Source organism: Streptomyces sp. NPDC058195, assembly GCF_042883525.1.
GTDB lineage: Bacteria > Actinomycetota > Actinomycetes > Streptomycetales > Streptomycetaceae > Streptomyces.
This window is the reverse complement of the sequence record NZ_JBHVVM010000002.1, coordinates 77,669-97,040: the sequence shown is the minus strand read 5'-3', so window position 1 is coordinate 97,040 and position 19,372 is coordinate 77,669. Positions and strand designations below refer to the sequence as shown.

The following is a 19,372-nucleotide window of genomic DNA, read 5'->3' as shown; positions in this document are numbered from 1 at the left end:
GCCCCGGAACTCAGGCTTCCGGCGGCTGCCGCGGCTCCGGGGATTCCTGCGTTCCCGACGCCTCCGGGTTCTTCGGGGGGCGGCCCCGGCGGGGGATCGGCCGTGCCGCGCCCGGCAGCCGGCCCGCCTCCGCCAGCGCCCTGCGCAGCAGGAACTCGATCTGGGCGTTCGCGCTGCGCAGTTCGTCGGAGGCCCAGCGGGCCAGCGCGTCGTGCACCGCCGGATCCAGCCGCAGCAGCATCTGCTTGCGCTGCGGCGGGGTCCGGCGGGCCGGGGGCTGTTCGGTCACTGGTAGAGGCTGCCCGTGTTCAGGACCGGCTGGGCGGCGCGGTCACCGCACAGCACCACCATCAGGTTGCTGACCATCGACGCCTTGCGCTCCGCGTCGAGCTCGACGATGTCCTGTTCGGCGATCCGGGTCAGCGCCATCTCGACCATGCCGACCGCGCCCTCGACGATCTGCTGCCGGGCCGCGACCACCGCACCGGCCTGCTGGCGCTGGAGCATCGCGGAGGCGATCTCCGGGGCGTACGCGAGGTGGCTGAAGCGCGACTCGATGATCCGCACCCCGGCGGCCTGCACCCGGGCGGTGAGCTCCACGGCGAGCTTCTCGGTGATCTCCTCGGCGTTGCCCCGCAGCGACAGCCCGCCCTCGTCGTGGGCGTCGTAGGGGTACTCGATCGCGATGTGCCGGACCGCCGCCTCGGTCTGGGTGGCGACGAACTCCAGGAAGTCGTCCACCTCGAAGAGCGCCTGAGCGGTGTCCTCGACCTTCCAGACGACGATCGCGGCGAGCTCGATCGGGTTGCCGTAGGCGTCGTTGACCTTGAGGACGGCGGTCTCGTGGTTGCGGACCCGGGTGGAGATCTTGCGGCTGCTGGTGAGCGGGTTGATCCAGCGCAGCCCGTCGGCGCGGATCGTGCCGACGTACCGGCCGAAGAGCTGGATCACCCGGGCCTCGCCCGGTGCGACCATCTTCACACCCGTCATGCAGAAGAACGAGGCGATGGCGAGCAGCACCCCGAAGACGCAGACCGGGACGCCCACGGCGTTGTTGCCGTTCGAGCCGACGACGCCGCCGACGATCGCGAGGGCGATACCGGCGACCACCCCGAGCACCGTCAGCAGCAGGCCGAGGCCGCCGGGGATGCTGTGCGCCGTCACCTCCCTCACCTGCGGTTCGGGCATCTGCGGGGTGTCGGGCGTGAGGTCGGTGTCCTGGGCGGCGGCGCCGTGCCCGAGGTCGTGGCCGGTCATGAGGTTCCCCGTTTCGAAGGCGTGTTCGGTGCTAGCAATGTGATTACACATTACATCGGATGGCAACCTTGGGCGCCTCCCGGGAGTCGGTTCCCTAGGGAACAGGTGCTGATTGTCACGTCCGCAAAAGACCGCATCTCTTGCTTTTCGTCCTTGCCGACGGTGTTAGCTGGCGGGGCTGAGCTGAGCGGGTCGAGCAGAGAAACAGGAGCAAAACAGCGATGGGTCGAGCGGATGCGCGGCGAGCCCAGAGAAGGGCTTCGAAGAGCGGCGGCATACGCAGGCTCTTCACCTGGCGGAAAATGCTGGGCGCCTTCTTCGGGTTCTGCCTGCTGGGCATGGGCGCCTTCGTGGCGCTCTACCTGTACGTGGACATCCCGAAGGCCAACGCCCTGGCCGAGCGGCAGAGCAACGTCTACCAGTACAGCGACGGAACGCTGCTGACCAGGACCGGCGACGGCGTCAACCGCCAGATCGTCGACCTGTCCGAGGTGCCCAAGGCGGTGCAGCACACGTTCGTCGCCGCGGAGAACAAGACGTTCTACGACGACGAGGGCATCGATCTGAAGGGCACCACGCGCGGTCTGCTCAACACCCTCAGCGGCAAGGGCAAGCAGGGTGGTTCGACCATCACCCAGCAGTACGTGAAGAACTACTACCTGACGCAGGACCCGACGATCAGCCGGAAGCTCAAGGAACTGGTGATCTCGCTCAAGGTCGACAGCAAGAAGAGCAAGGACTACATCCTCGCCGGGTACATCAACACCGCCTACTACGGCCGCGGCGCCAGCGGCATCCAGGCCGCCGCGCAGGCGTACTACGGCGTCGACGCCAAGGACCTCACCGTCTCCCAGGGCGCCTACCTGGCCTCCGTGCTCCAGGCGCCCAGCCAGTACGACTGGCAGACCGCGAGCGACACCGGCAGGAAGCTGGTCAAGGACCGCTGGGGCTACACCCTCGACAACATGGTCGAGATGCGCTGGCTCGACCAGGCCGAGCGCGACAAGCTGAAGTTCCCGGTCCCGCAGAAGGCCAAGCCCGCCAAGGGCATGGAGGGCCAGACCGGGTATCTCGTCGAGGCCGCCAACGAGGAGCTGAAGAAGCAGGGCGTCACCGACGAGATGCGGCAGGCCGGCGGCTGGACCTTCACGCTCAGCATCGACAAGAAGAAGCAGAAGAAGCTGGAGCAGTCCGTCGACCGCCAGCTGGAGTCCAAGCTGGACCGCGAGGGCAACAAGGTCGACGCCACCGTCCAGGCGGGCGCCACGTCCGTGAACCCGAAGACCGGCGCCGTCGTCGCGATGTACGGCGGGGTGGACTACATCAAGCACTACTACTCCAACGCCACCCGCCGGGACTACCAGCCCGCCTCCACCTTCAAGCCGCTGGTGTTCGCCTCCGCGCTGGAGAACGAGTCCAGGACCCAGAGCGGCGATCTGATCGGCGTCAACACCCGCTACGACGGCACCAGCAAGCGGCCCGTCGTCGGCAGCGACACCCCGTTCGCCCCGGAGAACGAGGACGACCGGAGCTACGGCTCCGTCACCGTGCAGAAGGCGATGAACGCGTCGATCAACTCGGCCTTCGCGCAGATGGTCGTCGATGTCAGCCCGGCCAAGGTGAAGAAGACCGCGCTGGCCCTCGGCGTACCGGACAAGAACTTCCCCGAGCGCCCCGCCATCACGCTCGGCACCATGAACGCCTCGACCTGGGACATGGCGGGTGCGTACGCCACGCTCGACAACCACGGCAAGAAGGTCACCCCCTTCATCGTGAAGTCCGCCAAGCACCGCGACCGGACCATCGACCCGGTCGAGGGCGTCGGCGAGCAGGTGATCAGCCGCAAGTCCGCCGACACCGTCACCTCCGTGCTGACCGGTGTCGTGGACGCCGGTTCCGGCCAGGCCGCCAACACCGGCGCCTACGACGCGGCGGGCAAGACGGGTACCTCGGAGAACAACAAGTCGGCCTGGTTCGCCGCCTACACCCCCGAGCTGACCACCGTCGTCGCGCTCTTCGGCGAATCCCCCAAGGGCGGTGTCCAGGTCAGCCTGACCGGCACCGCCAACTCCGGCCGGGCCAACGGCGGCGGCTTCCCGGCGGAGATCTGGGCGGACTACACGCTCGACGCGCTGGGCGGCGGCTCCACCACCCGGTTCGACCTGGAGGACGTCGAGCGGGGCCAGGCCACCGTCCCGTCCTCGCCGTCGACGTCCCCCTCGCAGTCCGCGAGCAGCGACACGACCCCGAGCAAGTCGCCGGACACCCCCTCGCAGTCCACGAGCCAGTCGCCCGAGGTGCCGCCCAGCCAGTCGCCCGAGGTGCCGCCCAGCCAGTCGCCGGAGGTACCGCCGCCGACCCAGTCCCCGGAACAGCCGGGCGGCGGGCCGAACGACGGACGCCCTGGCCAGCCGGGCGGGAACAACGTACCGGCCGGTCAGTGAACGCGGGGTGAGGGGCGGTGCCGGTCTCCGGCACCGCCCCTCACCCGTCTCCTCCGGCCGCGGTCAGCCGCCGTTGACCTTCTTGGCGATCCGGTCGCCGAGGTCCTTGTCGACGTTGCGCCAGTACTGCAGCGCCCGCTCCAGGACCGGGGCGCTCACCCCGTCCAGCAGATGGCCGGAAATGTTCCCCACCAGCCGCTCGCGCTGCGGGTCGTCCATCACCTTGCGCACCAGCGTGCCCGCCTGGCCCCAGTCGTCGTCCTCACGGTGCAGCTTGTACGCCTCGTGCACCATCTCGCCCGCCGTCGCCCAGCCCGCCGGGTCGCCGAAGCGCTCGGTGTCCGCGGCCGGGCCGCCGTACGAGTTCGGCGCGTAGACCGCCGCCGTACGGCTCGGCTCGTACCGCATCGGGCCGTCCTTCGCGTACGAGTTGCGGCCGAACCGCGGGCGGTTCGGGGGCAGCTGCGCGTAGTTCGGGCCGATCCGGTACCGGTGGGTGTCCGGGTACGAGAAGAGTCGGCCGAGCAGCATCTTGTCGGGCGACGGACCGATGCCGGGCACCAGGTTCGACGGCTCGAAGGACGCCTGCTCGATGTGGACGAAGAAGTCCTCCGGGTTCGTGTCGAGGGTCATCCGGCCGACCTCGATCTCCGGATAGTCCGCGTGCGGCCACACCTTCGTGAGGTCGAACGGATTGAACCGGTAGTCCGGCGCGTCGGCGAACGGCATGACCTGGACGTACAGCGTCCAGCTCGGGTGGTCGCCGCGTTCGATCGACTCGTACAGGTCACGGCGGTGGACGTCGCCGTCCACCCCGGCCATCCGGTCGGCCTCACCCTGCGGGTAGTAGTCGATGCCCTGGTCGGTCTTGAAGCGGTACTTGACCCAGAACCGCTCGCCGCCCGCGTTCACCCACATGTAGGTGTGCGAGCTGTAGCCGTTCATGTGGCGGTAGGTCTTCGGGATGCCCCGGTCGCCCATCAGCCACGTCACCATGTGCGCGGACTCCGGGGACAGCGTCCAGAAGTCCCACTGCATGTCGTGGTCGCGCACCGCGCTGTCCGGGCGGCGCTTCTGCGAGCGGATGAAGTCCTGGAACTTCATCGGATCCCGTACGAAGAAGACCGGCGTGTTGTTGCCGACCATGTCGTAGTTGCCCTGCTCGGTGTAGAACTTCAGCGCGAAACCGCGGGGGTCGCGCCAGGTGTCGGGGGAGCCCTGCTCACCGGCGACCGTGGAGAAGCGCGCCAGCATGGCGGTCTCCTTGCCCGGCTGGAACAGGTCGGCCTTGGTGAACTGGCTGATGTCGTTGGTCACCCTGAAGGTGCCGTACGCCCCCGATCCCTTGGCGTGGACCACCCTCTCGGGAACCCGTTCACGGTTGAACTGGGCCATCTTCTCGATGAGGTAGTGGTCCTGGAGCAGGATCGGTCCGTCGGATCCGACGGTGAGCGAATGCTCGTCGCTCTCCACCGGGATTCCGGCGTTGTTGGTGGTGTACGCGGTGTTCGGGGTCGTGGAGGTGGTGGGTTCCTCGGACACGAGCGTCCTCCCGTCGGTGGGGTTTCGGCCAGGTCGTCTCGTTCACGACCGAGTGAAACCCGCCGACAGGAGGTCGGCAACATTTCGTCACCGTCCGTACGGGGCTTCGCGGCGCACCCGCACGGAGACCGGCGCGGCTACTGGCCTCGCGGCGGCATCTCGAACCACACCACCTTGCCGGTCGAGAGCCGCGTCGCCCCCCACCGCCTCGCCAGCCGGTTCACCAGGAACAGGCCCCGGCCGCCCTCGTCCATGTCCCGCGCCCGGCGCTGCCGGGGCAGCTGCGGGGAGTCGTCGCCGACCTCGCAGCGCAGGATGTCGGTACGCAGCAGCCGCAGCGTCACCGGTCGCTCCGCGTAACGGACCGCGTTGGTGACCACCTCACTGACGAGCAGCTCCACCGCGTCGGACATATCATCCAGCCCCCACCGGCTCAGCGCCCGGCGGGCCAGCCTGCGGGCCTTGCCCGGGGCCGTCTCCTCCGGCTCCAGGTGCCAGTACGCGACATCGCTCGGCGCGATCCCGTCGAACCGGGCGGCGAGCAGCGCGATGTCGTCGTCCCGGTCACCCGGGCCGAGCATGTCCAGCACGTCGTCGCAGAGCGCCTCCAGCGGCGGCGAGTGGTCCGGGCCGGTCAGCCGGGCCGTGGCGGCGAGCCGCTCGCGCAGCAGCTCGATCCCCGTCCACACGTCCCGCAGCCGGGACTCCACCAGACCGTCCGTGTACAGCAGCAGCGTGGCCCCGGCGGGCGCGTCCAGCTCGACCGCCTCGAAGTCCACCCCGCCGACCCCGATCGGGGCACCGGCCGGTACGCGCAACACCTCCGCACGGCCGCCCAGATGGAGCAGGACGGGCGGCGGATGGCCCGCGTTCGCGACGGTGATCCGGTGCGTGACCGGGTCGTACACCGCGTACAGGCAGGTCGCCATCCGGTCGCTGCCGAGCCGCTGCGCCTGCTCGTCGAGGTGGTGCAGCACCTCCTGGGGCGGCAGGTCGAGCCCGGCGAGGGTCTGCGCGGTGGTGCGCAGCTGGCCCATGATCGCCGCGGAGGTCATGGAGTGGCCCATGACGTCGCCCACCACCAGGGCGACCCTGCTCCCGGGAAGCGGGATCGCGTCGTACCAGTCGCCGCCGACCCGGGCCGTCTCGGCGGCCGGGAGGTAGCGGGAGGCGAGCCGGACCCCGGTCGGCTGCGGCAGCGAGTCGGGCAGCATCGTGCGCTGGAGCTCGTCGGCGATGTACGCCTCGCGCCCGTACAGCACGGCCTTGTCGATGCCGAGCGCGGTGTGCGTCGCCAGCTGGGCCGCTACCAGCAGGTCGTTGGCCTCGAAGGAGGGCCGCTCCGTACCGCGCAGGAAGACGGCGGCGCCGATCACCCGCCGGCGGCCGCGCAGCGGGGCGAGGATCGCGCGGTGCCCGGTCGGCACCGTCCGGCCGGCGCCCAGCAGCTCGGGCAGGGCGGCACGGGCCGCCGCGGAGTCCCCGAAGACCGGCCGCACCCCGCGCAGCACCTCGGCCAGCGCGCCGCCGGAGCGGACCTCGCACAGCTCGGCCGCGGGCGTCAGGTCGCCGTGCGGATCGATCACCGGAAGCCGCAGCCGCTCGGTCTCCGGCGGGCCCTCCGTCTCCTCCTCGCTCAACCGCAGCCGGTCGGACCGGCGCAGCCGCAGCACGAACGGGGCGACCGGCCGCTCGTCGCCGACCGGGAGCGGGTCGCGGAGGTAGACGAGTATGGCGTCGGAGAACGTCGGCACGCTCGCCCGGCACAGCCCCAGCACGATCTCGTCCAGGTCTATGCCGCGGGCGATCCGCCGGGTGGCGGCACCGACGAACCGCAGCCGGTCGCCCTCACGGCGGACCGCGGCCTGCGGGTCGAGCCCCGCGGGGGCGGCCGGGGCCGCTCCGGGGCCGGGCGCCGGGGCGGGGCCGGGGATCGACGCGGCGGCAGGCGAAGCGGCCGACGCGGCGTCCTGCTGCCGCGGCCGGGTGCGTTCCTGCGGCCGGGCGGCCAGAGGCTGCCGGCCTTCGTGGGAGGTGGGATGCTCCGTCACGCGTGGGGTTCCGTCCGTCCGGGCCGGTTGTATGAGGCAATCGCCTGCTGGGGCGCTACTGTGCCCCCGCAGGAGCGGCGATAACAACGGCTGTCACCGGATGCCCCGGAACGAGGGGCTGAAACCTGATGCCTGCGGAACGGTCCGGTGACAACGTTTCCGGCGACGGGGTGGCCAACGGCGAGCACGTCTCCACCCCCTCGTAGTGGTTCATACGATTCATACGCCTGATGCGGCTCATACAGCTCATGCAGTGCGTGGTGCTCGTGCGGTGACTTGTGGTCAGGTGCGGTGCCGCGACTCCCGGTCGGAGCGGAGCGGCTCCCCGGAGGGCGATCCTACGGTTGCCCCCCTGGGATGCACCAAGGGTCTCACGACGGCATGGCGGAGGGGGTGCGGTCCCAGTCATCCGGGAGTACGGGAACCCGCCATTGTGGATCGGGCCGCCAGTGCTCCCAGCCGTCCCGGAACGGGGTGCCCCAGCCCTCGATCAGCGCGACGGCCGCCCGGCCCGCCTCGCGCACCCGGCGCGCCGTCCCCGGGGCCATCAGACCGGCCCGCTGCGCCATCGCGAACTCGTCCTCGTCGCGCCAGACCCAGCTGCGGTCCGGGTAGACGGAGATGTCGAGAAAGTGATCCTCGGAGTCGACGCCGCCCCGCCAGCGGGCCCGTGGCTCCTCCAGATTCACGTACCAGCTGCGGAACCGCCAGAACGGCTCCCAGAACAGCCAGACCGACCAGGGCTCTCCCGGCCGGGCCAGCTTCAGCACCCCGTTGCCCAGCCAGGGAGAACGGGCCGTGGTGCGCGGGGCGGTGTAGCGGGTGGCGAGCGGTTCGGCGTGCACGTCCCGGCCGTCCGCCAGCACCGGCTTCACGCACTGAGTGCCCGGGGCCACCCAGACCGCCAGCAGCTCGTCGGTGTCCTGGACCACGGTGACCGGGCGGCAGATGTGGATGGGGCTGCCGCGGCGCTCCGGCGCGCCGCCCCCCGCCGGCCCGCCGTTGCGGCGGTAGCGCCACAGGATCTGCTCACCCGGTGCCCAGCGCTCAGTCTCTCCGGTACCTACCATGGCCGGATTTTAGGGCTGTCCGGCGTACCGGAGCAGCGGTGCGGGTCACGGACGGGTCATGCGCAGGACGTCGAGCGCCTCGTCGAGCTGTTCCAGGGTGAGGTCGCCCCGGTCGACGTACCCGGACTCCAGGACCACCTCGCGGATGGTGCGGCGCTGGGCGAGGGACTTCTTGGCGACCTTCGCGGCCTCCTCGTAGCCGATGTACTTGTTCAGCGGGGTGACGACGGACGGGGAGGACTCGGCGTACTCCCGGGCCCGTTCGGCGTCCGCGGTGATGCCGTCGACCGTGCGGTCGGCCAGCAGCCGGGAGGCGCTGGCCAGCAGCCGGACCGACTCCAGCAGGTTCTTGGCGATGACCGGCAGCATCACGTTCAGCTCGAAGTTGCCCGCCGCCCCGGCCGCGGCGACCGTCGCGTCGTTCCCCGTCACCTGCGCGGCCACCATCAGCACCGCCTCCGGGACGACCGGATTGACCTTGCCCGGCATGATCGACGAGCCCGGCTGGAGGTCGGGCAGGGTGATCTCGGCCAGTCCGGTCCGCGGACCGGACGACATCCAGCGCAGATCGTTGGCGATCTTGGTGAGCGACCCGGCGACCGTGCGGAGCTGGCCCGAGGTCTCCACCAGACCGTCCCGCGCCCCCTGCGCCTCGAAGTGGTTCCGGGCCTCGGTCAGCGGCAGTCCGGTGGCGCGGGCCACCTCGGCGATGACGGCGGCGGAGAAGCCGGGCGGCGTGTTGATGCCGGTGCCGACGGCCGTGCCGCCCAGCGGCAGCTCGGCGAGGCGGGGGAGCGAGGCGCGCAGCCGCTCGACCCCGTACCGGATCTGCGCCGCGTAGCCGCCGAACTCCTGGCCGAGGGTGACGGGCGTGGCGTCCATCAGATGCGTTCGCCCCGCCTTCACCACCGAGGCGAACTCGACGGACTTCCGTTCGAGGGAGGACGCCAGATGGTCCAGCGCCGGGATCAGTTCCCGGGTGACGGCCGCCGTCGCGGCGATGTGGATGGAGGAGGGGAAGACGTCGTTGGACGACTGCGAGGCGTTGACGTGGTCGTTCGGATGGACCTCGCGGCCCAGCCGCTCGGTGGCCAGGGTGGCCAGCACCTCGTTGGTGTTCATGTTGGACGAGGTGCCCGAGCCGGTCTGGAAGACGTCGACCGGGAAGTGCTCGTCCCAGCGCCCCTCGGCGACCTCGGCGGCGGCCGACGCGATGGCCGCGGCGATCTCCGGGTCCACCACCCCCAGCTCCGCGTTCACCTTCGCGGCGGCGGCCTTGATCCGGGCCAGGGCCTCGATGTGGGCCCGCTCCAGGCGCTGCCCGGAGATCGGGAAGTTCTCCACCGCGCGCTGCGTCTGGGCCCGCCACTTGGCGGACGCGGGCACCCGGACCTCGCCCATCGAGTCGTGCTCGACGCGGAAATCCGTACCGCCCGCGGGGGGCGCGGCGCCGTTCTGTGCATCGTCCATCTCGTTACAACCTCCTGAAAAAGTTGAGCACTTGTCTTGTTCTTTCTATTCCCAAGACGGCTACCGACCAGTAAATACCGGGGGTAACCACAACCCGGGGAGGCACCATGAGGCGCACCAGGCACAGACTCCGCTGTACGGTCGCGGCCGCCGCGGCCATCGCGGCGGCACTCGGCGGCACGGCGTTCGCCACCGGGCCCGCGGCGGACGCGGCGGAGGGCACCGGCCCCCGTACGGCCGCGTCCACCCCGCTGTCGCCCGAACTGGAGGCGATCCGCGCCGCGGAGGCCACCCAGCTGTACGGCGACCCGGCCGAGCGCCCGCTCGCCCAGCGCAAGACCGGGCTGATCTCGCTCGGCGACAGCGAGATCTCCGGCGAGGGCGTCGGCGCGTACGAGGCGGGCACCAACGGCCCCGACAACTGGTGCCACCGCTCGCCCGACTCCGCCATCCACCGCACCGGCATCCCGGCCGACGTCACGTACAACGTCTCCTGCTCCGGCGCGTACACCGGCAACATCGTGATCGGCGGGTCCAAGCAGTACGCCGACGAACTGGTGCAGAGCGACAACCTCGCCATCAAGGCGCGCAACACCCGCATCAAGATGATCGTGCTGGTCGCGGGAGCCAACGACGACCTCCAGTTCGGCCCGGTCATGACCGACTGCGTCACCCGCTGGGTGCTCTCCCAGGGCACCTGCCAGCCGAAGTACGAGGGCGGCTGGCAGGGGCGCGTCGACGGACTCGTCCCCAAGGTCGAGAAGACCGTACGCGACCTGAAGACCGTCATGTCCGACGCGGGGTACACCGCGGGTGACTACAAGCTCGTGGTCATGGGCTACCCGAGCCCCATCGGCCCGGACTTCTACGACAATCCGGCCTTCCCCGGCAAGCTTCCCGGCGGCTGCGCCGGATACGACTCCGACGCCGCCTGGGGCCGCAACGTCGCCGTGCCCGCCTTCGAACGCGGCATGCGCAAGGCCGCCGCCGACACCGGAGCCGTCTACCTCGACAACTCCCGGCTCTTCCACGGGCACGAGGTCTGCAGCGAGAACACCTTCGCCCGCGGTCTCTACATCGACCTCGGGCACTTCCCGCCGGACTCCAACTCGCTGCGGCAGTCCTACCACCCCAACGAGCGCGGTCACGGCGCCTTCGCGTCCTGCCTCACCCAGGTCTACAACTCCGGCCTGCGGGAGGCCAGCTGCGCCGACCCGGCGAGCACCGGAAAGCCGGTCTTGCAGGCCGGAGCCTGGGACGACCTGTTCAAGCCCGTCAGGAACGAGGCCACCGGCACCTGTCTGGACGCCCCCGCCTCGGTCACCCGCAACGACACCAAGGTCGGCGGCTGGGACTGCCACGGCGGCCGTAACCAGGGCTGGTGGTACGACTCCGGCACCAAGAACCTGCGCACCGAACTGAGCCACGACCGGTGCCTGGACGTGCCGGGCGCCGACTACAGGGCGGGCGCCACGCTCATCCTCTACAACTGCTCCGGCGCGGCCAACCAGCAGTTCGTCAGGAACGGGTCCACCCTGCGCCCGGCGGCCTCGACGGGGCTCTGCCTGACACTGGCGGGAGCCAGGGAGCCGCTGAGGCTCCAGAGCTGCGACGGGGGCGCACAGCAGCGGTTCGTGTAACGGGCACCACTGCCACGGAACCGAGAAGGGGGCGGGGCGGCCCAGGCCGCCCCGCCCCCGGTTCGTCCGGGCCCCGGGCTCAGCCGGCCGTGACGAACGCGCCCAGCGCGGCGGCCAGATGGCCCGGGTCCGCGGCCCCGCACAGCTCGCGGGCCGAGTGCATGGAGAGCCCCGGCACCCCCACGTCGACCGTCGGCACACCCAGCCGGGCCGCGGTGATCGGGCCGATCGACGTACCGCACGGCATCGCGTTGTTGGAGACGAACGGCTGCCACGGCACGCCCGCCCGCTCGCAGGCCGCGGCGAACACCGCCATGCCGGTGCCGTCGGTGGCGTACCGCTGGTTGACGTTGACCTTCAGCGAGGGGCCGCCGTTGGGCAGCGGGCGGTGCTCCGGGTCGTGCCGCTCCGCGTAGTTCGGGTGCACCGCGTGGGACATGTCGGCGGAGACGCAGAAGGAGCCGGACAGGGCCCGCGACCAGTCCTCCGGGCTGCCGCCCCGGGCGGTCACCGAACGGCTCAGCACCCGCTCCAGGAGCGGCCCGTGCGCCCCGGTCGCCGAACCGCTGCCGACCTCCTCGTGGTCGAAGGCGGCCAGCACGGGGACGCACACGGGCGCCTCGGCCGCGGCCACCGCCGCCGCCAGGGCCGTCACCCCCGCGTGCACGGAGACCAGGTTGTCCAGCCGCGACGACACCACGAACTCCCGCTCCGCGCCCAGGTATCCGGGCGGCTGGACGTCGTGCAGCATCAGGTCCCAGCCGAGCACCCGGCCGGGCTCCGCCTCGGCCGCCGCCGCCACCCGGCGCATCAGCGCGCCCCTCTCCGCCCCACCGAGCGACCACACCGGGGCCAGATGGCGCTGCGGGTCCAGCGCCAGCCCGTCGTTGACCGAGTGGTCCAGATGGATGGCCAGCTGCGGCACCCGGAACAGCGGCTCGTCGATCCGGACGAGCCGGGTCTCGACCGTACCGCCCGGCCCGCGCAGCGCGAGCCGCCCGGAGATGCCGAGATCCCGGTCGAGCCAGGTGTTCAGCGGGACACCGCCGTAGATCTCCACGCCCACCTGACGCCAGCCCGCGCCGCCGGTGTCCGGGGTGGGCTTGACCCGCAGGTTCGGGGAGTCGGTGTGCGCGCCGACGATCCGGAACGGAGTGTGCGCCGGGACGCCCTCGGGGACGTACCAGGCGATCAGCGCGCCGTCGCGGACGTGGAAGGCGCCACCGGTCGTGCCCGTCCAGTCGTCCGTGCCCCGCAGTTCGCGGAATCCGGCCTTCTCCAGACGCCGGGCGGCACTGGCCACCGCGTGGTACGGGGACGGGCTGGCACTGATGAAGTCCAGCAGGTCGTCGCTGTGGCTGCGGTGGGGAAGCGGCGTCATGCGTCCGCCTTTCCGGTGTTCGACGGTGAGAGGGGAGGGGGTGCCGCGCAGGGCCGCCGGAAGCGGTGCGGCGCGGGGGGTGTCCGGGGGCGGTGGGAGCGCTTCGGGGACGCCGGACAACCCACCAAAGCGGCCCGGTGCGGCGCAAGTCCACCGCGCGCGCCGGTGCGGGAAAGCGGCGGTGCCGGTCCGGCGCGGCGCCCCGCCGGGCTCCGGGACGCGCGGGGGCCCACCGGGAGCCTCCGACCGGTCACGGCGGCCCCCCGATGCGCCGACGACCCCCGCGAGATTGGCCGAATAGCGTTGCACGGCATGGCCATGGCCCCGCCCCCGCCCCTGGTCGGCCCCGGCGCGCGCGGAGCGGGCACGGCGACCCGGGCGCGCGCCCCACGCGCCGGACCAATGGCCGGGCTCCGGCCCGCCGGATCATCCGGCCGCTCGATGTCGTGCGTCACCGGGCCATACTCACCGAGTGTGCGCGATCGCCCAGGGCCATGCGATTGCCCGAATGTAATCTGCGTGCTTGTGAAGGACGATCATTCTGGCCCACGGGCGTGCGATTGCCGCGAATCCTCACCGGGCGGCGTCTGCGACGCGGCCCTCGCGGCCTACCGGCGCGCCCTCGCGGACGGAAGCCTTCCGCCAGGCGAGGTGCCCCGCTGCCTGAGCGCCCTGCATCTGCTGGTGGCGGACCGGGGGACACCCGGGCGGCTCGTCCCCGTCCCGCCCGGGACGGCCGCGGCCGATGCGCTCGGCCCCATCGAGGCGGCCATCGCCCGCGAACAGCGCACACTGCGCTCGGCCCGCGCCGCCCTGACCCTCTTCGAGGACCTGTACGCCGACGCGCGCCGGCTCGAACCGTCGGCGCTCACCCGGCTCTCCGGCGCAGCCGTCATCGGCAAGGCGCTCGAAGCGGCCGTCGCCGGCTGCCGGGAGGAGGTCCGTACCGCCCACCCCGGCGGCGGCCGGCCCGCCCTGGTGCTCGCGGAATCGCTCCCCCGGGACCTGCGCAACCTGCGCCGGGGCATCCGGCAGCGGACGATCTACCAGCACACGGTCCGTTCCGACCGGGCGACGCTCGCCTACATCGAGCGGGTGACGACCGAGGGCGCCGAGGTCCGCACGCTCGCCGAGGTCTCCGACCGGATCATGGTCTTCGACCAGGACCTCGCGTTCGTCCCCTTCTCCGACGAACCGCACAGCGCGCTGCGCATCGAGCACCCGGCCCTGGTCCGCTTCCTGGCCCGGCACTTCGACGAGGCGTGGGCCCGCTCGGTCCCGGTCCGCCCGGAACGGGTGCCGCTGCGCACCCCGGTCGTCACCACCGACCTCCAGCGGACCATCCTGCGGGCGGTCGTCGGCGGCGAGACGGACGAGTCGATCGCCCGGCGGCTCGGCATGAGCCGCCGCAGCGTCGTCGAGCACGTACGCCGCGTCTCCGAGCGGCTCGGCAGCACCAGCCGGGCCCAACTCGGCTACCTGGTCGCGACGTCGGGCCTGCTGGAGACATGAGAAGGCCCCCTCGTACGCGTACGGCTCAGGTGCGTGCGTGCGGGGGGGTGTCTCTATGTCCTTCGTCAAGGACGTGGTGCCTGGTGTGGGGGTGTTTGGGAGGGTCATGCGGCGAGGGTGATGGCGGGTGTTCTGGGCTCGTAGAAGGTGCCGTCGCGGAGCATGGCGAACAGGACGCTGATGCGTTGGCGGGCGAGTCGGAGCAGGGCCTGAGTGTGGGTCTTCCCGCGTGCTCTTTGCCGGTCGTAGTAGGTGCGGGAGGCCGGGTCGGCGTTCATGCAGGCGAAGGCGGAGAGGAACATTGCGCGTTTGAGCTGCCGGTTTCCGCCTCTGGGCGCGTGTTCGCCGTGGATAGATGTCCCCGACGACTTCGTCGTCGGGGCGAGCCCGGCGTAAGAGGCGAGGTGGGCGGCACTGGGAAAGGCACCCCCGTCGCCGACGGTGACCAGTAGGACGGCGGCGGTCCTGACTCCGATGCCCGGCATCGAGGTCAGGACCGGGTGAAGAGGGTGGGCCTCCAGCAGGCTGCTGATCTGGGTTTCCAGTGCCCGGCGCTGGTCGTGGACCGCGGCGAGTGAGGCGGCCAGGGACGGGATCACGATGTCGAGGGTTCCGGTTCCTGGGACCACGACGGTCTGCTCGTCGAGGGCGTTGAAGACGTCGTTGATCAGCCGTGCGGCCATGCGTGGGGCCTTGGGCCGGATGAGTTCGACGAGTCTGCGGCGGCCGGCTTTCCGCAGAGCTGCCGGGGATCCGTAGCGTTCGAGGAGCCAGGTGACGGCCGGGTGGTCGAGCCGTGGTCCGAGCACGCGTTCAAGACTGGGGTGGAACTGCGTGAGCAGGCCGCGTATCCGGTTGCTGGTGCGGGTCGCCTCGGCCGCGAGGTCCTGATCAAAGCCGGTCAGCACCGTGAGCTCGGCGGTGATCTCGTCGGTCAGCTCCAGCGAACGCAGCGTGTGAGGCATCGTCCGGGCCGCGTCGGCGATCACTGCCGCGTCCTTCGCGTCGGTTTTCGCCTCACCCGGATAGAGGTCGGCGATCCGCCGCATCGCGAGTCCGGGCAGGTAGGCGACCTCGCAGCCGGCGTCGCGGGCGACGGTCAGAGGCAGAGCTCCGATCGAGGCGGGCTGGTCCACGATCACCAGGACGGTGCCGAACTTGGCCTTGAGTTTGTCGAAGACGGCCCGCAGCCTGGGTTCGCTGTTGGGCATCGGCTTGTCGAAGACCTTTTTCCCGGCCGGGGTGAGCCCATGGCCGTGGTGAGCGGTCTTGCCGACGTCCATCCCGAGGAAGACGCCCACGCCTTCGATGTCGAACATCGCACCCTTTCCAGGTTGTTGACCATGCTGGCCATGGCGGTGGCACCGTGCTCGCGCATCCACGTTATGCAGACCTGCCGCCCATGTCTGTGCCCGGCGTTGCGCCGGGCCGGGCGGTGGCCGGGTCTCTCATCAGCGTCTCCGACGGCACCCCACGGACCCGGCGACACCACCCCCCAGGTCATGCCTTCGACAGAGGGGACACAGTCATACCGGGCCCGGAGGCCAGCAGCCCCATTGCAGGACCGCGAAAAACATAACGGGGGGGGATCAGGCGAGGCCGGGTCCGCGGACCGGGATGCTGGTGAACGTCGGGGCCGGGGCGGGCTCGGTGAAGAAGTCGTTGCCCTTGTCGTCGACGACGATGAACGCCGGGAAGTCCTCGACCTCGATCCTCCAGACCGCCTCCATACCGAGCTCCTCGTACTCGACGACCTCGACCTTCTTGATGCAGTCCTGCGCCAGCCGCGCGGCCGGGCCGCCGATCGAGCCCAGGTAGAAGCCGCCGTGCGCGTCGCACGCGTCGGTGACCTGCCGGGAGCGGTTGCCCTTCGCCAGCATCACCCGGGAGCCGCCCGCCGCCTGGAACTGCGCGACGTAGCTGTCCATCCGGCCCGCCGTCGTCGGGCCGAACGAGCCGGAGGCGTACCCCTCGGGCGTCTTCGCCGGGCCCGCGTAGTAGACCGGGTGGTCCTTCAGGTACTGCGGCATCTCCTCGCCCGCGTCCAGCCGCTCCTTGATCTTGGCGTGCGCGATGTCGCGGGCCACGACCAGCGGACCGGTCAGCGAGAGCCGGGTCTTGACCGGGTACTTGGTCAGCTCGGCCAGCACCTCGTCCATCGGCCGGTTGAGGTCGATCCTGACGACGTCGCCCGACTCGTCCAGGTGCTCGTCGGTGGTCTCCGGCAGGAAGCGCGCCGGGTCCTTCTCCAGCTGTTCCAGGAAGACGCCCTCGGCGGTGATCTTCGCGACGGCCTGGCGGTCCGCCGAACAGGACACCGCGATCGCGACCGGCAGCGAGGCGCCGTGCCGGGGGAGGCGGACCACGCGCACGTCGTGGCAGAAGTACTTGCCGCCGAACTGGGCGCCGATGCCGATCTTCTGCGTCAGCTCGAAGACCTTCTCCTCCAGCTCCTTGTCCCGGAAACCGTGCCCGGTGGGGGAGCCCTCGGCGGGCAGCTCGTCCAGGTAGTGCGCGGAGGCGTACTTCGCCGTCTTCAGCGCGAACTCGGCCGACGTGCCGCCGACGACGATCGCCAGGTGGTACGGCGGGCAGGCGGCCGTACCCAGCGAGCGGATCTTCTCCTCCAGGAACTTCATCATGGAGGTCTCGTTCAGCACGGCCTTCGTCTCCTGGAAGAGGAACGACTTGTTGGCCGAGCCGCCGCCCTTCGCCATGAAGAGGAACTTGTACGCGCCGCCGTCGGTCGCGTAGAGCTCGATCTGCGCGGGGAGGTTGGAGCCGGTGTTCTTCTCCTCCCACATGGTGAGCGGGGCCATCTGCGAGTAGCGGAGGTTGAGCTTGGTGTACGCGTCGAAGATGCCGTGCGACAGGGCCTCCTCGTCACCGCCCTCGGTGAGCACGTTCTGTCCGCGCTTGCCCATCACGATCGCCGTGCCGGTGTCCTGGCACATCGGCAGCACACCGGCCGCGGCGATGTTCGCGTTCTTCAGCAGGTCGAGCGCGACGAACTTGTCGTTGGACGACGCCTCGGGGTCGTCCACGATCCGTCGCAGCTGCGCCAGGTGGGCGGGGCGCAGATAGTGCGAGATGTCGTGCATGGCCTCGGCGGCCAGGGTGCGCAGCGCCTCCGGGGAGACCTTGAGGAACGTACGTCCGTCGGCCTCGAAGGTGGAGACACCCTCGGAGGTCACCAGGCGGTACGGCGTGGTGTCCTCTCCCAGCGGGAGCAGATCGGAGTACGCAAACTCTGGCATGACGGCCATTCCTCACTCGGCAGACAGCGGCTGCCCAGCCTTGGGCAGCGCACCCACCAGGGTAGAGCGCCGCCGGGGCGGCGAAGCTGTGAGGTAAGGCTCAGTCGGCGGGTGCGCCGGGCGCGAAGGGGCGGGTGTGCCGGACGGGGCGGAAAGGAGCGGGGCGCGCCCCGCGGTTCCGGCGGACGGACGCCTTCGTGCGTGCCGGGACGCACAGGGACGGGCCTGGCGGACGGGGCGGGTCCGGCACGCCGGGTGCCACGTCCCCTAGTCGCGATCTATCGCGTTTGGGTACGCTGGTCCGGTGGACCTCGAGAAGCAGCCCCAGCAGCCCCAGCAGCCGCAGCAGCCAGTGGCCCAGGCCGGTATCCGTGCCTCCGACGCGGACCGGGACCGGATCGCGGACATCCTGCGCGAAGCCATGGCCGAGGGCCGGCTCACCGCCGACGAGCACGCCGAGCGGATCGACGCCGTCTACCGGGCCAAGACCGTCGGTGAACTGGAGCCGCTGGTCCAGGATCTGCCGGCCGCCGTCGGGGCGGTCCGCCCCGCCGCTGCCGCCGCGCCGGGCATCCAGGAGGCGGGGGGCCCCGCGGGCCCGGCCGACAACCTGGTGGCGATCTTCAGCGGCTCGACCCGCAAGGGCCGCTGGCGGATCGGGGCCCGGACGAACGCCTTCGCCCTCTTCGGCAGCGTCGAGATCGATCTGACCGAGGCGCTTTTCGGTCAGAGACTGACGGTCATCAACGCGACTTCCGTCTTCGGGAGCGTCGACATCAAGGTTCCCGAGAACATCTCACTGCGCGGCGGCGGTGTGGGGGTCTTCGGTAATTTCGAGGTCGCCACACTGGAATCCGGCGACCCCGAGGCGCCGGTCGTCGTCGTCAACGGCTATTCCGTGTTCGGCAGTGTCGACGCGAAGCCCAAGCGCGGGAAGTTCATCGCGGATCTCCAGGACCGGCTGCGCAAGCGCCTGGGCTGACCGGGCGCGTGAGCACCCTGGCTGACCGGCCGCGCGAGTGCCCGGGGCCGGTCTGGCCCGGCGGGCCCGCGGGCGTACTCCACTGGCCTCGCGGCGGCTCCGTAAAGCCGTGGGGAACTCCCGCGAATGCATTCGGGAAGCTCCGGGGCTCTCCGTAAACCTTCCCGGACCGCCGTGAACCCGCGTGATCCCTCGTGAACCCGCGCGGCCCTTCGTGAAACTTCGAGAACAAGCCAATTCCCGCACCACCGCAATTCCGCTCCGGGTGCGGGGCGCCACTCAGTGCATGGGCCTGCGCACAGCGGGTAGGGAATGCTGCATCGTCTCTCGCTCGCGAAGCCGTCGTCAGGAGTGGACCGTGCTGCACATGCCGCATCAGCCCCTGCAGGTAGCCGCCGTGCCTGCCCAGCGCGCCCCCGCGCGGGAGGATCAGGCAGGCCCCTGGCACTCGGAGGCGGTGTGCCGCCGGGACGAGGCCGGGCTGTTCTTCGCCCCGTCGAAGGAGCCGACGGCGGCCAGACTCGCGCGTGAGGAGTCCGCCAAGCGGGTCTGCGCGCGCTGCCCCGTGATGATCGAATGCCAGGAGCACGCGCTCATACAGCCCGAGCCGTACGGGGTGTGGGGCGGGCTCACCGCCGCCGAGCGCCGTGTGGTGCTCGCCCGGCGCAGACGGCGCGAGATGGAGCTCAAGGCCTCGTCGGCGTCGGCCGGGGCCACGGGCCGTATCGCGGCGGCCGGCTGACCGTCCCGACCGGGTCCGGGTGCG

General features: G+C 71.1%; 14 protein-coding genes. 5 read left to right on the top strand and 9 right to left on the bottom strand.

Going from position 1 to position 19,372, the window contains the following annotated elements:
* Window positions 1–10 precede the first annotated feature (10 nt).
* Both ACFVWY_RS02590 and ACFVWY_RS02585 read right to left on the bottom strand, forming a co-directional pair.
* Window positions 11–289 (bottom strand): hypothetical protein, encoded by a 279-nt coding sequence (locus tag ACFVWY_RS02590; protein ID WP_389866536.1) that lies wholly within the window; start codon window positions 287–289, stop codon window positions 11–13.
* Complete coding sequence (locus ACFVWY_RS02585; RefSeq protein ID WP_389866533.1) at window positions 286–1,257, bottom strand: SPFH domain-containing protein; 972 nt, start codon at window positions 1,255–1,257, stop codon at window positions 286–288. Before ACFVWY_RS02585 ends, ACFVWY_RS02590 begins: the two co-directional genes overlap by 4 nt.
* Window positions 1,258–1,478: 221 nt before the next feature.
* Between ACFVWY_RS02585 and ACFVWY_RS02580 the strand changes: the two genes are divergently transcribed.
* On the top strand, window positions 1,479–3,701 hold the full coding sequence (locus ACFVWY_RS02580) for a transglycosylase domain-containing protein (RefSeq protein ID WP_389866530.1): 2,223 nt from the start codon (window positions 1,479–1,481) through the stop codon (window positions 3,699–3,701).
* A 63-nt stretch (window positions 3,702–3,764) separates the two neighbouring features.
* Here ACFVWY_RS02580 and ACFVWY_RS02575 read toward each other — a convergent pair whose 3' ends face one another.
* The 4 genes from ACFVWY_RS02575 to ACFVWY_RS02560 form a co-directional block, all read right to left on the bottom strand.
* Window positions 3,765–5,243, bottom strand: coding sequence for a catalase (locus ACFVWY_RS02575; protein WP_389866528.1), 1,479 nt, complete (start codon window positions 5,241–5,243; stop codon window positions 3,765–3,767).
* A 137-nt stretch (window positions 5,244–5,380) separates the two neighbouring features.
* On the bottom strand, window positions 5,381–7,294 hold the full coding sequence (locus ACFVWY_RS02570; RefSeq protein ID WP_389866526.1) for a SpoIIE family protein phosphatase: 1,914 nt from the start codon (window positions 7,292–7,294) through the stop codon (window positions 5,381–5,383).
* Between the two features lie 371 nt (window positions 7,295–7,665).
* Window positions 7,666–8,364, bottom strand: coding sequence for a DUF402 domain-containing protein (locus ACFVWY_RS02565; RefSeq protein ID WP_389866524.1), 699 nt, complete (start codon window positions 8,362–8,364; stop codon window positions 7,666–7,668).
* A gap of 45 nt (window positions 8,365–8,409) precedes the next feature.
* Complete coding sequence (locus ACFVWY_RS02560; protein WP_389866522.1) at window positions 8,410–9,834, bottom strand: class II fumarate hydratase; 1,425 nt, start codon at window positions 9,832–9,834, stop codon at window positions 8,410–8,412.
* A gap of 107 nt (window positions 9,835–9,941) precedes the next feature.
* Here ACFVWY_RS02560 and ACFVWY_RS02555 point away from each other — a divergent pair, with 107 nt between their 5' ends.
* Window positions 9,942–11,474, top strand: coding sequence for a ricin-type beta-trefoil lectin domain protein (locus ACFVWY_RS02555; protein WP_389866520.1), 1,533 nt, complete (start codon window positions 9,942–9,944; stop codon window positions 11,472–11,474).
* 79 nt (window positions 11,475–11,553) lie between these two features.
* On the opposite strand, the gene ACFVWY_RS02550 is transcribed toward ACFVWY_RS02555, so the two are convergent.
* Window positions 11,554–12,855 carry a M18 family aminopeptidase gene (locus tag ACFVWY_RS02550; RefSeq protein WP_389866517.1) on the bottom strand — a complete coding sequence of 434 codons (1,302 nt, stop codon included), beginning with the start codon at window positions 12,853–12,855 and terminating at the stop codon, window positions 11,554–11,556.
* A gap of 525 nt (window positions 12,856–13,380) precedes the next feature.
* Here ACFVWY_RS02550 and ACFVWY_RS02545 point away from each other — a divergent pair.
* Window positions 13,381–14,367, top strand: coding sequence for a LuxR C-terminal-related transcriptional regulator (locus tag ACFVWY_RS02545; protein WP_389866514.1), 987 nt, complete (start codon window positions 13,381–13,383; stop codon window positions 14,365–14,367).
* A 104-nt stretch (window positions 14,368–14,471) separates the two neighbouring features.
* Here the strand turns inward: ACFVWY_RS02545 and ACFVWY_RS02540 are convergent, their stop codons facing one another.
* Both ACFVWY_RS02540 and ACFVWY_RS02535 read right to left on the bottom strand, forming a co-directional pair.
* Complete coding sequence (locus ACFVWY_RS02540) at window positions 14,472–15,686, bottom strand: IS110 family transposase (RefSeq protein ID WP_389866512.1); 1,215 nt, start codon at window positions 15,684–15,686, stop codon at window positions 14,472–14,474.
* 270 nt (window positions 15,687–15,956) lie between these two features.
* Complete coding sequence (locus tag ACFVWY_RS02535) at window positions 15,957–17,624, bottom strand: fumarate hydratase (protein WP_389866509.1); 1,668 nt, start codon at window positions 17,622–17,624, stop codon at window positions 15,957–15,959.
* Window positions 17,625–17,928: 304 nt separating this feature from the next.
* Here ACFVWY_RS02535 and ACFVWY_RS02530 point away from each other — a divergent pair, with 304 nt between their 5' ends.
* Complete coding sequence (locus ACFVWY_RS02530; protein ID WP_389866506.1) at window positions 17,929–18,606, top strand: DUF1707 domain-containing protein; 678 nt, start codon at window positions 17,929–17,931, stop codon at window positions 18,604–18,606.
* A 358-nt stretch (window positions 18,607–18,964) separates the two neighbouring features.
* Window positions 18,965–19,348 (top strand): WhiB family transcriptional regulator, encoded by a 384-nt coding sequence (locus ACFVWY_RS02525; protein WP_389866504.1) that lies wholly within the window; start codon window positions 18,965–18,967, stop codon window positions 19,346–19,348.
* The last annotated feature ends 24 nt before the right edge of the window (window positions 19,349–19,372 follow it).